Genomic DNA, 14,880 nt, shown 5'->3' with positions numbered 1-14,880 from the left:
TAGTTTGTCTAGCATCTAAAAATAAAAATTGACGTTTCACGTTGTTTGTTTCGTTTAGTTTTCAAAGTTCAACATCGCGTTTCAGCGACTTTTATAATTTAACATTTCGCGTTAAATCTGTCAACAACTTTTTCTTTCGTTCCTGACGACGCTTATTAATTTACCATATTAATCATTCGTTCGTCAATACTTTTTAAAAAAATGCCAAAATAAATTTATCTTGGCATGATATAAAGCTTAATAACCACTAATGCAGCAACACCAGGCAGACCTAATAAACTTGTGATTGTTGCGGTTCCCAAGTTAATTGGAATATGAAAATCAAAATATGTTCCTATAACATTTACGATAAAAAGTAATGCTACTCCCAAAGTAACATGAAAAAGCGCTTTTCCTATAAAACGTAATGGCTTAGAAGAAACACCAAAAATAAGGAAAATAAAAACTAATGTAAGAATACCAACAATAATAATTGTAGAATTCATTTTTTCCTCCTTATGAATGACCTATACACACTTATTTGTATGGGACAAGAAGATAAAAAAGAACATGTATCATATAACTCCAGTCTTTTTATCTTATTCACCTTGATTCAGTAACACTTCTTCATAAAAACCATTAATTGTTCTCTCCAAACAAAGTAACTACTAAATGTTTAATGAATAAAATAAAAAGGTTCTGCTTTTTCAGCAGAACCTTTTACCATTGTTCCATTTTTACAGGACGACGTTTTGCTTCTTTTAACAAGAAGAAATATTTCGCCTCTGCTATTTTTAAAGAACAAAGTACATCTTGAGATGGTTCAACGCTTTGTTCCACCATTCTCTTCTGACGTAACCACTCATTCTTTACCTTTTCTAATAGTACAATTAGCTTATCATCATACTCTTTACGCAATTTACCCTTTTTTTGAAAGAACATTTTTGTTTCTCCTCTTATACTTCTCTACGACCTTCTAACGCTTTCGACAGCGTAACTTCATCTGCATATTCTAAATCTCCACCAACTGGCAGACCATGTGCAATACGAGTTACTTTAATACCTGTCGGCTTTAAGAGGCGGGATATATACATCGCTGTAGCTTCCCCTTCAATATTAGGGTTTGTTGCTAATATTACTTCTTGTACCGTTTCATCATGCAGTCGCTTTAAGAGTTGCGGGATATTAATGTCTTCTGGTCCAATTCCCTCCATTGGAGAAATCGCACCACGTAATACATGATATACTCCTTGATACTCTTTCATTTTTTCCATTGCGATTACATCTTTCGGTTCCTGTACAACACAAACAACCGATTGATCTCGATGTGAATCATTACAAATATAACAAGGGTCACGGTCAGTAATATGCCCGCATACAGAACAATACGCTAAATCTCGCTTCGCATTCACAAGTGCTTTTGCAAAACCTAACACATCATCTTCTTTCATATCTAATACGAAAAATGCCAAACGAACCGCTGTTTTCGGTCCGATTCCTGGCAACTTCATAAAACTATCAATTAATTTCGATATCGGTTCTGGATAATGCATATATCAGTATCCTCCTAGAACATTCCACCCGGTAAGTTCAAGCCTTTTGTAAATTTACCCATTGTAGAATTTGAAAGTTCATCAGCTTTTTTAAGTGCATCATTTGTTGCAGCTAACACTAAGTCTTGTAACATTTCGATATCTTCTGGATCTACAACTTCTTCTTTCACTTTCACTTCAAGAATTTGCTTATGACCATTTGCAATAACTGTGATCATACCGCCACCAGCTGTACCTTCAACTGTTTTTTCACCAAGTTCTTCTTGCGCTTTTGCCATATCTTTTTGCATCTTTTGCATTTGTTTCATCATGTTATTCATATTTCCCATTCCGCCACGCATCATAATTAATTCCTCCTCATTATTATCACTCTTTTATTTCAATAAGTTCTTGCCCTACTAATTTTACTGCCTCTTCTATAAGAGGATCCTCTTTTTTCTCTGGGCTTTCTTCAGAAGCTTCGCCTTCACGCTGTAAAAAATCTTCACGGATTTTACCCCATTCACTTTTGGGAATAGCAATCATATTTAATCTTTTACTTAGCAATTCAAACAAGGCCTGTTCCACTGTATCCATAGCTTCTCGGTTTTCGCTCGCCATTTTACAGTGAATCTCATATTGAAACGCTAAAACGTAAGTATCATCCGAAGCCGCTACCGGTTCGCTATTTTCTAATAAAACAGCAAACGCCACTTTGTTGTATGCTTTGAGCCTTCCTAACAACTCACCCCACACAGCTTTCAATTGTTCTAAATCTTGACGCTTCGCTTGCTTCAATACTTCGTTTACGCGTCCGACAGGAATCTTCATACTCCCTGTCCGCACCGGCTTTGGTGCTGTACGCGTCTCTCTGACTTCCTGCTGGACACCAGCCGGCACACCATTCTTTTTAACTTGTTCTAACTCTTTCTCCAATTGCTGCATCCTATTCATAATTGCTTGTAAACGATCTGCACCGTTTGCTTGCATCATAAACTGTTGACACAGCTGTACCATAACAACTTCTAAGAAAATTCGTGGATGATTTGTCCACTTCATTTCCTGTTGTCCCTTACTAAGAGTATGAATGATTTCATAGATTACTTCCGGTTGCATTTCTTCACTTAACATCCGGAATTGCTCATCTACCATTACCCGTTCTAACATATGTTCCAGTTGTGGTGAAGTTTGATATAAAAGCATATCGCGATAATAGTAAATGAAATCCTCCATAAATCGAACTGGATCTTTCCCTTTAGCCATCATCTCATCTATGATACGTAATGCTCTTGATACATCATTTTCACGTATACATTCTACTAAGTTACCTAAGTATTGCTGAGAAACAGAACCTGTTACAGCTAATACATCTTCTGTCGTAACTGTTTCATCACTATAAGATATTGCCTGATCAATAAGACTAAGCGCATCACGCATACCACCTTCAGCGGCACGTGCAACAATTTGTAACGCCTCATCTTCTACTTGCGTACCTTCATTAGTCACAACAGTCGATAATCTCTCAACAATATCATTTACTGATATCTTTCGAAATTCGAAACGTTGGCAACGCGAAATAATCGTAGGTGGTATCTTATGTGGTTCTGTTGTCGCTAAAATAAAGATGACATGTCCTGGCGGCTCTTCTAACGTTTTTAAAAGCGCATTGAAGGCACCCATAGAAAGCATGTGAACCTCATCAATAATGTATACTTTATATTCTACAGCACTTGGAGCATATTTTACTTTATCTCTAATATCTCGAATTTCATCTACACCGTTATTTGAAGCCGCATCAATTTCTAATACATCAGAAATAGATCCTTGTGCAATCCCCAAACAAGAAGGACATTCATTACAAGGTTCAGCTACCGGAGCATGTTCACAGTTGATTGCTTTTGCAAATACTTTTGCAATGGTTGTTTTTCCTGTTCCCCTCGGCCCAGAAAATAAATAAGCATGTGAAACTTTCTCTTGAAGAAGGGCATTTTGCAACGTTTTTGTCACGTGCTTTTGACCGACTACATCTTCAAATTTTTGCGGTCTCCATGTTCGGTATAACGCTTGGTATGACACGAAAATACGGCCTCCCTCAAAGGTTATTATCTCATTTATTATAACCCATTCTGTTTATAGATTCCAAAAGTTATTTTCCATACAAAAAACCCACCTTAGTATTAAGGTGAGTTTTGTATACATATATAACTGCCGTGCACCTTCTGTCGATTACGTACCATAAGCGTTACTCAAGCAGTTAGCTCGGTTCAGGCACTCCTGCGGCACACGAGAAGACCCGCTTATTGCTGCTTCCTTCCGGACCTGACAAGGTTCACGGGGTCCCGTTGCGCAGGACCCAAACGTCAACACCACTTACTTAAGGCAGACCTTACAGCAACATAACCTCGAGAAGGGATTCGGCCTCGCTAGAGCGGATTGCGAGTATAGGGCACCGCTACCTCCCCGCTTAGCACGGCAAAGTTAAAACCAATATTCGGTTGCCTTCATTAAAAGGCATTATCAGTATAACTTGTTTTTTTATAAAATGCAAATACGTTAATTCTCGTTACTTTTCTCTAATTTTTTTATCGCTTTTCTTTTTTTACGAAGCTCTCTAAAAAAGTTTGTTAACAAAGTACCGCATTCTTCTTCTAATACACCAGCCACTACCTCGCATTGATGATTAAAGCGTTCATCCGTTAAAAGATTCATCAACGTCCCTGCACATCCACCTTTCGGATCACTTGCACCATATACAACTCGCTTCACTCGTGATAAAACAATTCCACCCGCACACATCGGACAAGGCTCTAATGTTACATATAACGTCGCATCTTCTAAACGCCATGTCCCTAATTTTTTGCACGCCTCATCAATAGCTAACAACTCAGCGTGAGCTATTGATCTTTGTTCAGTTTCTCTTAAATTATGAGCAACACTAATTACTTCACCATCTAACACTATAACTGCGCCAATCGGTACTTCTTGTATTGCCTCTGCTTTTTTAGCCTCTTCTATTGCTAACTGCATAAAATAAATATCTTGATCGTGTTCCATACCATAGTCCTTTCATTACAAATAAAGTACACTTATTTCCATTTACTACACATGGGATAACTTTTACAAATTCAATCCACCCTAATAAAAAAGAGAGGGGATTACATATGAAGAATACTGCCTTACTCATTATCGATATGATTAATGATTTTCAATTTTCACACGGGCCCACCTTAGCTAAAAAATGCGAAATGATAACAAATCCTATTTTACAATTAAAGAAAACAATGAAATCCTTTGGCTACCCCATAATTTATGTTAATGACCATTATCAACTTTGGAGATCTGATATTGACCAACTAATTACCCATTGTACAAATGAGTATAGTGAAAATATCATTCATAAGATTGCTCCAAATTCTGATGATTACATTTTTATTAAACCACATTACTCTGCTTTTTATGAAACACCTTTAAATTCTTTATTAGGCTATTTAAAAATAAAAAATCTAATATTAACAGGAGTCGCCGGGAATATATGTATCCTCTTTACAGCTAACGATGCTCATATGAGAAATTATACACTGTATGTACCACAGGACTGTATTGCCTCGAATCATGATCAGGATAATCTGCATGCTTTAAAAATAATGGAAGCCACATTAAAAGCAAATATAGTACCGTCATCTCAAATAAAAATTAATTAATACATATATCTATTTTCTAACTTTTTATATCAAATTAACCCGCTCGCTTCCCTCTTGTGCTACAATAATTCTGTTTTGTGTTTTTAGTAGTCACGGTAAATCACTGATTGAAAGGAGGAAACAGCGTGACCGGAGTACCATTTATCACGGTTGAAGGACCAATTGGTGTTGGAAAAACCTCACTTGCGAAGGAAATTTCAACTCACATGCAACTCCACTTACTAAAAGAGATTGTTGATGAAAATCCTTTTTTAGGAAAATTCTATGAAGACATCGACGAATGGAGTTTTCAAACAGAGATGTTCTTTCTTTGTAATAGATACAAACAATTAGAAGATATTAACATAAAGTATTTGAATCAAAGGAAGCCAGTAGTAGCGGATTATCATATATTTAAAAATTTAATTTTCGCATCCCGTACATTAAAGAATTCTCAATACGACAAGTACATGCAAATCTATCGTATCCTTACACAAGATATGCCTGTACCAAACGTTATCGTTTATTTAACAGCTAGCTTGGAAACATTACAAACACGAATTGCGATGCGCGGAAGAGAATTCGAAAAAAATATGGATCCAAATTACTTACTACAGCTCACAAAAGATTACGAAACGGCAATGGATACTTTTAAAAAGGATCATCCAGATATACCAGTATTAAAATTTAACGGAGACGATATGGATTTTGTAAAAAATTCTGATGATTTAAACGTCATCCTATCCGCCCTTCAAAATACTCTCTTAAAGGAGTCGAAATAACAATGAATTTAAGGCAAAAATATGATATACCAAATGACGCAGTAATCACTATTGCTGGAACTGTAGGTGTCGGAAAATCAACTATGACAACTGCATTAGCTAACGCTTTAGGTTATCGCACATCATTTGAAAAGGTAGATTCGAACCCTTATTTGGACAAGTTCTATGCTGATTTCACACGCTGGAGCTTCCACTTGCAAGTGTACTTTTTAGCAGAACGATTTAAAGAACAAAAAAGAATTTTTGAATACGGTGGCGGCTTTGTTCAAGATCGCTCTATCTATGAAGACACTGGAATTTTTGCAAAGATGCATCATGAAAAAGGTACAATGACGGAAACTGATTATGAAACATACAAAGGTTTATTTGACGCTATGGTCATGACTCCTTACTTCCCTCATCCAGATTTATTAATTTACTTAGAAGGTTCTTTCGATGATATTGTTGATCGCATCCAAGAACGCGGACGTCCGATGGAACAACAAACACCAATTGAGTATTGGAAAGAGATGCATGGCCGTTACGAAAACTGGATTAATAACTTTAATGCATGTCCTGTTTTACGATTAAACATTAATGAATACGATATTTTAAAAGATGGCGATTCCATTGAACCAATCATTAAAAAAATTGGTCATTTTTTAAAACAAACACGTAAACTTGTAAAATAGAAAAACCCGTGCATATGCACGGGTTTTTCTATTAAATTACTTCTTTTTTGTTGGAGCAATAATTTCACTCTCAGGTTTTCCAGCGTTAATACGCTGACGAACAGTACTTGTACTAATATCGTATGTTTCAGCAATCTCTTTAACAGTCATTTCTTTCCCGTTAATCACTGCTGTTAATACTTTACCTGTACGTTTTGGAGCTGCTTCTTTCTTTACAGCTGCTTTTTCAACTTTTTTTGGCGCCTCTACTTTTGTCGCAGTTTGCTTTACATCACAAGTGCAACCACAAAGTTTACGGAATGTATCATCGCTTATAATGCGTGACACATTTGCACCACTGTTTAAAATTCTATTGTTCTTACAGACAGGACATTGTACATAATATAAAGTTTTTCCATCTAAAGGAAACGTTTGTATAATAAGATCCATGTTGACTCCTTTCATATCTATGAAGATAATCATCGGAATATGAGTGTGTAATAAGGACAAAATCGCCTTACACCATACTTTATGATTGGTTTTAAAATAAAAACTCGTTACGTGTTGGTAACGAGTTCTCCAATCTCCACTTATATGCGCTGTTGTCAATTATATCTGGAGGAGGTAGAGGGATTCGAACCCCCGCGCGACTCTCGCCGCCTGTCGGTTTTCAAGACCGATCCCTTCAGCCAGACTTGGGTATACCTCCATATTGACATCAAATATAATATCAAAAGAAAAACAGTTAGTCAACCCTACTAAAATAAATTATGAGGAAAGGGAAATTTTACTTTCCCTCTCCTACATTATAGTACTGACAACGCTCATAATTACCAATCACTCATACCGATGAATGTTTATAAATTTACTTAATAACTGTTTTTCCTCCCATATAAGGGCGAAGAACTTCTGGAATTATAATTGTACCATCTTCTTGTTGGTAGTTCTCTAAAATAGCTGCCACCGTACGTCCAATTGCAAGACCAGATCCATTTAATGTATGAACATGTTCTGGTTTACCATTTGGCTCACGACGGAAACGGATATTTGCACGTCTCGCTTGGAAAGCCTCAAAATTACTACAAGAAGAAATTTCACGATATGTGCCATAGCTTGGAATCCATACTTCGATATCGTATTTCTTCGCTGCTGTAAATCCTAAATCGCCTGTGCACATGCTCATAACGCGATATGGCAACTCTAATAATTGTAACACGCGTTCTGCATCATTTGTTAGTTTTTCTAACTCTTCATAAGAATCTTCTGGTTTTACGAACTTTACAAGCTCTACTTTATTGAACTGATGCTGACGAATTAAGCCACGTGTATCACGGCCAGCTGAACCTGCTTCAGAACGGAAACAAGAGCTAAATGCAGCATATCGTATAGGCAATTGCTCTTTATTTAAGATTTCATCACGGTGCATATTCGTTACAGGTACTTCAGCTGTTGGAATTAAGAAGTAATCTTCACTTTCAATACGGAATGCATCTTCTTCAAACTTCGGAAGCTGTCCTGTTCCTGTCATGCTTGCACGGTTTACCATATATGGAGGCAATACTTCTTCATATCCATGATCATCAGTATGAAGATCAAGCATAAAGCTAATTAAAGCACGCTCTAATCTCGCGCCAGCACCTTTATAGAATACGAAGCGGCTTCCCGTTACTTTCCCGGCACGCTCAAAATCTAAAATCCCTAAATCTGTAGCAAGATCCCAATGTGGTTTTGGTTCATAAGCAAATTCTTTCACTTCTCCCCAAGTACGTGCTACTACATTATCATCTTCTGTTTCACCAATTGGAGCAGATTCATGAGGTATATTTGGAATAGATAACATTAATCTTTCTAAATCTTCTTCAACTGTACGAAGTTCATTATCAAGATCTTTTACTTTTTCTCCAACTTCACGCATTTCTAGAATTAAAGCTTCTGCATCCTTCTTTTCGCGCTTCAATACAGAGATTTGTTGAGATACTTCGTTACGTTTACTTTTTAGTTCCTCTGTTTGAACAAGTAATTCTCTTCTTCTCGTATCCAGCTCTTCAAAGCGACCAAAATCAGTTAAATCTTCGCCTCTATGCTGTAACTTTGCTTTTACTTCTTCAAAATTTGTACGTAAAAATTTAATATCAAGCATTATATACTCCTCCTTTTATTTTATAAAACACAAAAAACTCCCGTCCCTATATAAAGGGACGGGAGTTAACCCGCGTTGCCACCCTAGTTGAAAGCATTACCGCTTTCCTCTCAAGTAGAAATAACGGCTCTTCACCGGGAATGTTTACTAATCATAAAGATATTCCACATTCCATTCCAGGATGGATTCACAAACTGTTTCTATCGATTTCCACCAACCATCGACTCTCTATAAGAAACGGCATTTGTTACTACTTCCTATCAACACGCTTATTTTATAAAATTGTTACCATCAATTTACTATAATCTTATACAAGTTGCAAGTTACTTAGACAACTTTTTTCATTTTCGCTTCTTTTACCATTTCTACAAAGTATGCTGTGACACGATGATCATCCGTTAATTCCGGATGGAATGAAGCAGCTAAAAACTGATTTTGTTTTACTGCTACCATTCGGTCACCATGTGTAGAAAGTACTTCAACATCATCAGCTACATTTACAACATACGGAGCACGGATAAATACACCAATAAATTCTTCTCCTACACCTTTAATTGAAAGTGCGACTTCAAAGCTATCTTTTTGGCGTCCGAACGCATTGCGTTCTACTGTAATATCCATAGCACCAATATGTGCTTCTTCATAGCCAATAAGTGTTTTTGCAAGAAGAATCATACCTGCACATGTACCAAACATTGGTTTACCAGACTTCGCGAATGTACGAAGTGGTTCCATGAAAGCATACTTATCAATAAGACGGCGCATTGTTGTACTTTCACCGCCTGGTAAAATAAGACCATCAATCTCTTCAAGTTGCTCTATACGCTTTACAACAACAGCTTCTGCACCACTTGCTTCAACTGATTTTATATGCTCACGAACTGCACCTTGAAGACCTAGCACACCGATTTTCACCATTTTAAAGTTCTCCTTCAATTACCATCCACGCTCTTGCATGCGTTGTTCTGGTAATAACGTTGAAATTTCGATACCTTTCATTGCATTACCTAATCCTTTAGAAAGGCTTGCAATTAGTTCGTAATCCTCATAATGAGTCGTCGCTTCAACGATTGCGCGTGCAAATTTCTCTGGATTTTCTGATTTGAAGATACCAGATCCTACGAATACACCATCCGCACCAAGTTGCATCATTAACGCTGCATCTGCTGGTGTTGCTACACCACCTGCTGCGAAGTTTACAACTGGCAAACGACCAAGGCGTTTAATTTCAAGTAGTACTTCATAAGGAGCACCAGTATTTTTTGCATATGTCATTAACTCATCTTCACGTAGACTTGCAACTTGACGGATTTCTGCATTGACTTGGCGCATATGACGCACTGCCTCTACAATGTTTCCTGTTCCTGGTTCACCTTTTGTACGAAGCATAGATGCACCTTCTGCAATACGACGCGCAGCTTCTCCGATATCACGGCAACCACATACAAACGGAACTGTGTAATCACGTTTATTTAAATGGTATACTTCATCAGCAGGAGTTAATACTTCACTCTCATCGATATAGTCTACCCCTAATGATTCTAATACACGTGCTTCTACAAGATGACCGATACGGCATTTTGCCATAACCGGAATTGAAACAGCACCCATAACTTCTTCAACGATTGTTGGGTCTGCCATACGAGAAACGCCACCTGCCGCACGAATATCTGCTGGTACACGCTCTAGTGCCATAACAGCAACTGCGCCTGCCTCTTCTGCAATTTTTGCTTGTTCAGCGTTAATTACGTCCATAATAACGCCGCCTTTTTGCATTTCTGCCATTCCACGTTTTACACGTTCTGTCCCTGTTACATTTGTCATGTTACAAAAACCCCCCTAGGTGAATTGCTTTTCCCCGTTAAAGGCGAAAATTAAGAATACTCTTACATTCTACCACTAACTATCAGATGCTTGTCTACTACTTTTTCATAAAGTCGGTATGAAAAATAGGAATAAGAAAAAGCCCCTACAATGAGGAGCTTTTAAAACCAACCTTTTACTGTATCAACAGCACTATTCCATATACTACCAAAGAAAGAACCTATTCCGCGCATAGAGCGAGTAAACCAATTCGCTTCCTCTACTGCAGACGTTGTTACAAGATCTATTTGTAATGACTTACCAGATAAAAATCCAGGGTCATTCGCATCTTTTGGTGTGATTACCATTTGGCCAAGTGCAGCTCCCTTTTTAATAGGTGCTTCTTGTCCCTTGTTTGCTTCTTTTAATTCTGTTTTATAAACATCTTTACTTCCTTTTGGCACTGGAAGTGAAACAGCTCGTTTTGTTTGAACTGCTACATCTTTATCTTTAGCATTTTCTACTCGTACTGTTTCTTGTCCTTTTACTGAAGAATCTTTTTTATACATTTGCTTCATTTCAAAGTTAGCAAATCCATAATCATATAGCTTCTTTGTTTCATCAAAACGTGCTGTATGAGAACTCGTTTTAATAACTACAGAAATAAAACGCATACCGTTTCTTTCAACCGTACCAGTGAAGCAATCCCCTGCTTCTGGAGTCGAGCCTGTTTTCAGGCCATCTACGCCATCATATTGTTTCACTAAGCCCTTTAACATCCAGTTCCAGTTCGACATTGCAAATTTCTCTTTTTCTGGACGGAATTCTTTTTTCGGGATTTTTGCTGTATCTAACACTTTTGGATAATCTTTAATTAAATGTTGTGCTAAAATTGCAACATCCTTTGCAGACATTTTATTTTCTTCATCCGCTGTTGTTCCTTCAGGATGCATTCCCTTTAAATCTTTATTCGTTAAACCTGTAGAATTGACAAATTTATAATTTTTCAACCCTAGTTCTTTTGATTTATCATTCATCATTTTTACGAAGTCTACTTCTTTACCTGCAATTGCTTCTGCTAATGCAATTGTTGCACCATTTGCAGAAAAGATTGCCATTGCTTCATATAACTCTTTTACTGTATAAGTGCCACCATTTTCTAATGCAACATTTGATAAAGAAGCATCTTGTGAAACTTTATAAGCATATTCAGAAACCTTAACTTTTTGATCCCACTTAAGTTTTCCTTTATCCACTGCTTCATGAACTAAATATTCACTCATCATCTTTGTCATACTAGCAATTGATAATAACTCATCTGCATTCTTTTGATATAAAATTTTCCCAGAATTCGCTTCAACTAAAATTGCCGCACCTGCTTCAATGTTTAAAGCAGCTCCTGTTTCTGCTGATGCATTGCTATATGGTAACAACATACTACAAGCTAGTGTAAGCATTGTTACTAACGCAATGAATCTTTTGCAAAACATACCTTTCACTTTTGCTACCCCCAATATCTATGTACTCACATAACCGTTATTCTAACATAATCAAAAAAAAATAGACAGAGATATCAAATCTCCGTCTATTTGTATATAAGACATTATAATGAGTAGTTTGGAGCCTCTTTTGTAATTTGTACGTGATGAGGATGGCTTTCACGTAAACCAGCACCTGACATACGAATGAATTGTGCATTCTCACGTAAGAATTCTAAATTCTGTGCTCCGCAATATCCCATACCGGCACGTAACCCACCAACTAATTGATGAACTGTATCTGCTAAAGGTCCTTTATATGGTACTCGACCTTCAATACCTTCTGGAACAAGTTTTTTATTTCCTTCTTGGAAGTAACGGTCTTTACTTCCTTTTTCCATCGCTCCGACAGAACCCATACCACGATATACTTTAAATTGACGACCTTGGTAAATCTCAGTTTCTCCAGGGCTTTCAGCAACACCAGCAAACATACTACCTAGCATAACAACGTGTGCTCCTGCTGCTAAAGCTTTTACCATGTCACCAGAGTACTTAACACCACCATCAGCAATAACTGGGATGCCGTGTTTACGAGCTTCTGTTGCACAATCATAAACTGCTGTTAATTGTGGTACACCAACACCAGCTACAACGCGTGTTGTACAGATAGAGCCTGGTCCAATACCAACTTTAACTACATTTGCACCCGCTTCAATTAATGCCTTCGTCGCTTCAGCAGTAGCAACATTTCCAGCGATAATATTTAGTGATGGATATTTTGCACGAACTTCTTTTACTTTATCAATAACACCTTGAGAATGTCCATGAGCTGTATCAAGTACGATTGCATCTACGCTAGCTTTTACTAATGCGTCGATACGAATCATAGCATCAGCCGTTACACCAACCGCTGCCCCAACTAATAAGCGTCCTTGCTTATCTTTTGCAGAATTTGGGAATTCAATTACTTTTTCAATATCTTTTATTGTAATAAGCCCTTGTAATACACCGTTGTTATCAACAAGAGGGAGTTTTTCAATTTTATACTTTTGTAGGATCTTTTCAGCTTCTTCGAGCGTTGTACCAACTGGAGCTGTAATTAGCTTTTCTTTTGTCATTACGTCGGAAATTTTGATTGAGTAGTCTTGGATAAAACGCATATCACGGTTTGTAATAATACCAACTAATTTTCGCTCGTCTAAATTATTTACAACCGGTACACCTGAGATACGGTATTTTCCCATAAGATGCTCTGCATCATACACTTGATGTTCTGGAGTTAAAAAGAACGGATCTGAGATAACGCCACTTTCAGAACGTTTTACTTTATCAACTTGCTCGGCTTGTTGTTCAATAGACATGTTTTTATGAATAATTCCCAAACCGCCTTGACGAGCCATTGCAATAGCCATATCAGCTTCTGTTACTGTATCCATTCCAGCACTAATTAACGGGATATTTAACTGTAAGCTTTCAGATAAAACTGTTTTAACACTTACTTCTCTTGGTAATACATCTGACTTTGCTGGTACAAGTAATACGTCATCAAAAGTCAAACCTTCTTTAACAAATTTAGATTCCCACATAATTGTTCCCCCCATGATACCAGAAATTATTATTAGTAGCTTATCAATTGGTTAAAATACTGTCAAGGACGTATATATATGTTAGAATTTTTAGACAATAAAAGGAGCGTAATATATGCATCAAACACATTGTACTTGGCAGCAATTAAGTTTCTTCTTTTCATCTCAAAATGTACAACGTTATCTTGCCCGTTGCTATGAAAAATCCTCCATACAAGATGCTGAAAAAAAAAGTTTCGAAAATTGTTATCCCTTTATTTATTACTTAGAACATGGGAAAAACTATTATGAATTATATAAGGTAGCCCCCTTTTCGATTCAGCCAATGTTATTGTTTTATGGAATGAGCCAACTTTTTAAAGCCTGCTTACTAACTATTGATCCTAACTATCCAGAATCCACTACTGTTTTAGCTCATGGTGTTACGACTCGTAAACGAAAAAAACAGGGGTATCAATTTTTAGAAGATGAGGTGAAGGTGCAAAAAAATGGATTATTTACTCATATTGCAGAACAGCTGTTTCACATGAAACACTTAGAAGCAGAGAAGTTTAACATGCTAGATTTAATGGGAAATATTCCTGAATTACAAAATTTATTTCGTTATAGTCAAAGAGGGGCCACTTTATATAAAATCGATTCAACAAATACAAATGAACTTTCCTTTTCGGTCAACATACTAGATCGACTCCATATGACTACAGAAAGATTTTCACGTTACATTGAATCAACTTGTAAGCATTTATCCGTACAACATGTTCCCGGGAAAACGAGCGGATCGAATTTGCTTTTTACAGCTCCTATCCAATCGTGGAATCCTATATATAGTACGCCCTTATACTATGAATATCTTGCTGATGCTTATTACTTACCAATTACAACTGACCCGAGAAATCCTAAACCAGTATTACCTGAACTTCTTGTTCATTATTTATTGCTCTACAATTTAAGTATGATTTCTAGATACGAAACAGATTGGTGGTATGATTTACTTGGGAGCTATGGTTCTGAAGATTACCCATTTATTTATCAATTTCTTACTATTTCTGCTCAAAAAATCCCTTACTATATTTCGTCCTTTTTACTAACAGAACCGAACCTATTTCATGGGAAATAAAAAAACACAAGTCAAAAGACTTGTGTTTTTAATTGCTTGGCGACGTCCTACTCTCACAGGGACAAGGTCCCAACTACCATCGGCGCTAGAGAGCTTAACTTCCGTGTTCGGTATGGGAACGGGTGTGACC

At 37.0% G+C, this 14,880-nt stretch carries 16 protein-coding genes, 1 tRNA gene, 1 rRNA gene, 1 other RNA gene and 1 other annotated feature; of the genes, 4 read left to right on the top strand and 15 right to left on the bottom strand.

Annotated elements, in window-relative coordinates; translation table 11 throughout:
* Nucleotides 1–215 precede the first annotated feature (215 nt).
* From F8162_RS07760 to tadA, 7 genes are all read right to left on the bottom strand, one after another.
* Nucleotides 216–485 carry a pro-sigmaK processing inhibitor BofA family protein gene (locus F8162_RS07760; RefSeq protein ID WP_151631988.1) on the bottom strand — a complete coding sequence of 90 codons (270 nt, stop codon included), beginning with the start codon at nucleotides 483–485 and terminating at the stop codon, nucleotides 216–218.
* Between the two features lie 214 nt (nucleotides 486–699).
* The gene (locus tag F8162_RS07755; protein ID WP_000466020.1) at nucleotides 700–921 is read right to left on the bottom strand and encodes a YaaL family protein; all 222 of its coding nucleotides are present in this window, start codon (nucleotides 919–921) and stop codon (nucleotides 700–702) included.
* Between the two features lie 14 nt (nucleotides 922–935).
* Nucleotides 936–1,532, bottom strand: a complete 597-nt coding sequence (recR, locus tag F8162_RS07750; RefSeq protein WP_000559169.1) for a recombination protein RecR — start codon at nucleotides 1,530–1,532, stop codon at nucleotides 936–938.
* Nucleotides 1,533–1,546: 14 nt separating this feature from the next.
* The gene (locus F8162_RS07745) at nucleotides 1,547–1,873 is read right to left on the bottom strand and encodes a YbaB/EbfC family nucleoid-associated protein (protein WP_170930109.1); all 327 of its coding nucleotides are present in this window, start codon (nucleotides 1,871–1,873) and stop codon (nucleotides 1,547–1,549) included.
* A 25-nt stretch (nucleotides 1,874–1,898) separates the two neighbouring features.
* Entirely contained in the window at nucleotides 1,899–3,587 is a 1,689-nt protein-coding gene (gene dnaX / locus F8162_RS07740; protein WP_151631986.1) for a DNA polymerase III subunit gamma/tau, read from the bottom strand.
* A gap of 132 nt (nucleotides 3,588–3,719) precedes the next feature.
* An RNA gene (ffs, locus tag F8162_RS07735) (signal recognition particle sRNA large type) lies at nucleotides 3,720–3,984 on the bottom strand.
* Nucleotides 3,985–4,064: 80 nt separating this feature from the next.
* Nucleotides 4,065–4,565 carry a tRNA adenosine(34) deaminase TadA gene (gene tadA, locus F8162_RS07730; protein WP_002108901.1) on the bottom strand — a complete coding sequence of 167 codons (501 nt, stop codon included), beginning with the start codon at nucleotides 4,563–4,565 and terminating at the stop codon, nucleotides 4,065–4,067.
* A gap of 107 nt (nucleotides 4,566–4,672) precedes the next feature.
* On the opposite strand from tadA, the gene F8162_RS07720 reads away from it, so the two are divergent.
* From F8162_RS07720 to F8162_RS07710, 3 genes are all read left to right on the top strand, one after another.
* Nucleotides 4,673–5,212: an isochorismatase family cysteine hydrolase gene (locus F8162_RS07720; RefSeq protein ID WP_151631984.1), complete on the top strand. Its 540-nt coding sequence runs from the start codon at nucleotides 4,673–4,675 to the stop codon at nucleotides 5,210–5,212.
* A 125-nt stretch (nucleotides 5,213–5,337) separates the two neighbouring features.
* Entirely contained in the window at nucleotides 5,338–5,973 is a 636-nt protein-coding gene (locus F8162_RS07715; RefSeq protein ID WP_151631982.1) for a deoxynucleoside kinase, read from the top strand.
* Between the two features lie 2 nt (nucleotides 5,974–5,975).
* Nucleotides 5,976–6,644 (top strand): deoxynucleoside kinase, encoded by a 669-nt coding sequence (locus tag F8162_RS07710; protein ID WP_001053583.1) that lies wholly within the window; start codon nucleotides 5,976–5,978, stop codon nucleotides 6,642–6,644.
* Between the two features lie 36 nt (nucleotides 6,645–6,680).
* Here the strand turns inward: F8162_RS07710 and F8162_RS07705 are convergent, their stop codons facing one another.
* From F8162_RS07705 to guaB, 7 genes are all read right to left on the bottom strand, one after another.
* Complete coding sequence (locus tag F8162_RS07705) at nucleotides 6,681–7,073, bottom strand: DUF3797 domain-containing protein (protein WP_000364198.1); 393 nt, start codon at nucleotides 7,071–7,073, stop codon at nucleotides 6,681–6,683.
* Nucleotides 7,074–7,239: 166 nt separating this feature from the next.
* Nucleotides 7,240–7,332 (bottom strand) — tRNA-Ser (locus tag F8162_RS07700).
* A 156-nt stretch (nucleotides 7,333–7,488) separates the two neighbouring features.
* Nucleotides 7,489–8,763 carry a serine--tRNA ligase gene (gene serS / locus F8162_RS07695; RefSeq protein ID WP_151631980.1) on the bottom strand — a complete coding sequence of 425 codons (1,275 nt, stop codon included), beginning with the start codon at nucleotides 8,761–8,763 and terminating at the stop codon, nucleotides 7,489–7,491.
* 51 nt (nucleotides 8,764–8,814) lie between these two features.
* Nucleotides 8,815–9,036 (bottom strand) — a binding site (T-box leader).
* Between the two features lie 54 nt (nucleotides 9,037–9,090).
* Nucleotides 9,091–9,681, bottom strand: coding sequence for a pyridoxal 5'-phosphate synthase glutaminase subunit PdxT (gene pdxT, locus F8162_RS07690; RefSeq protein WP_000238773.1), 591 nt, complete (start codon nucleotides 9,679–9,681; stop codon nucleotides 9,091–9,093).
* Between the two features lie 18 nt (nucleotides 9,682–9,699).
* Entirely contained in the window at nucleotides 9,700–10,587 is an 888-nt protein-coding gene (gene pdxS / locus F8162_RS07685; protein ID WP_000186157.1) for a pyridoxal 5'-phosphate synthase lyase subunit PdxS, read from the bottom strand.
* A gap of 161 nt (nucleotides 10,588–10,748) precedes the next feature.
* Nucleotides 10,749–12,056, bottom strand: coding sequence for a D-alanyl-D-alanine carboxypeptidase DacA (dacA, locus tag F8162_RS07680; RefSeq protein WP_151631990.1), 1,308 nt, complete (start codon nucleotides 12,054–12,056; stop codon nucleotides 10,749–10,751).
* A gap of 113 nt (nucleotides 12,057–12,169) precedes the next feature.
* Entirely contained in the window at nucleotides 12,170–13,633 is a 1,464-nt protein-coding gene (guaB, locus tag F8162_RS07675; protein WP_076542839.1) for an IMP dehydrogenase, read from the bottom strand.
* Nucleotides 13,634–13,748: 115 nt separating this feature from the next.
* Here guaB and F8162_RS07670 point away from each other — a divergent pair, with 115 nt between their 5' ends.
* Nucleotides 13,749–14,750: a YaaC family protein gene (locus F8162_RS07670; protein ID WP_151631978.1), complete on the top strand. Its 1,002-nt coding sequence runs from the start codon at nucleotides 13,749–13,751 to the stop codon at nucleotides 14,748–14,750.
* 34 nt (nucleotides 14,751–14,784) lie between these two features.
* On the opposite strand, the gene rrf is transcribed toward F8162_RS07670, so the two are convergent.
* Nucleotides 14,785–14,880: ribosomal RNA gene (rrf, locus tag F8162_RS07665) — 5S ribosomal RNA — on the bottom strand; the annotation flags it as partial.

It is taken from the genome of Bacillus sp. CH140a_4T (assembly GCF_008923725.1).
Classification (GTDB): Bacteria; Bacillota; Bacilli; order Bacillales; family Bacillaceae_G; genus Bacillus_A.
This window is presented reverse-complemented; position numbering and strand designations above follow the sequence as displayed.

Bases quoted from the DNA above. Each gene is read 5' to 3' on its own strand.
- F8162_RS07720 (WP_151631984.1), top strand. From the start codon at position 4,673: ATGAAGAATACTGCCTTACTCATTATCGATATGATTAATGATTTTCAA.
- F8162_RS07755 (WP_000466020.1), bottom strand. From the start codon at position 921: ATGTTCTTTCAAAAAAAGGGTAAATTGCGTAAAGAGTATGATGATAAG.
- recR (WP_000559169.1), bottom strand. From the start codon at position 1,532: ATGCATTATCCAGAACCGATATCGAAATTAATTGATAGTTTTATGAAG.
- F8162_RS07670 (WP_151631978.1), top strand. From the start codon at position 13,749: ATGCATCAAACACATTGTACTTGGCAGCAATTAAGTTTCTTCTTTTCA.
- F8162_RS07760 (WP_151631988.1), bottom strand. From the start codon at position 485: ATGAATTCTACAATTATTATTGTTGGTATTCTTACATTAGTTTTTATT.
- serS (WP_151631980.1), bottom strand. From the start codon at position 8,763: ATGCTTGATATTAAATTTTTACGTACAAATTTTGAAGAAGTAAAAGCA.
- pdxS (WP_000186157.1), bottom strand. From the start codon at position 10,587: ATGACAAATGTAACAGGGACAGAACGTGTAAAACGTGGAATGGCAGAA.
- F8162_RS07745 (WP_170930109.1), bottom strand. From the start codon at position 1,873: ATGCGTGGCGGAATGGGAAATATGAATAACATGATGAAACAAATGCAA.
- tadA (WP_002108901.1), bottom strand. From the start codon at position 4,565: ATGGAACACGATCAAGATATTTATTTTATGCAGTTAGCAATAGAAGAG.
- dacA (WP_151631990.1), bottom strand. From the start codon at position 12,056: ATGTTTTGCAAAAGATTCATTGCGTTAGTAACAATGCTTACACTAGCT.
- guaB (WP_076542839.1), bottom strand. From the start codon at position 13,633: ATGTGGGAATCTAAATTTGTTAAAGAAGGTTTGACTTTTGATGACGTA.
- pdxT (WP_000238773.1), bottom strand. From the start codon at position 9,681: ATGGTGAAAATCGGTGTGCTAGGTCTTCAAGGTGCAGTTCGTGAGCAT.
- F8162_RS07710 (WP_001053583.1), top strand. From the start codon at position 5,976: ATGAATTTAAGGCAAAAATATGATATACCAAATGACGCAGTAATCACT.
- F8162_RS07705 (WP_000364198.1), bottom strand. From the start codon at position 7,073: ATGGATCTTATTATACAAACGTTTCCTTTAGATGGAAAAACTTTATAT.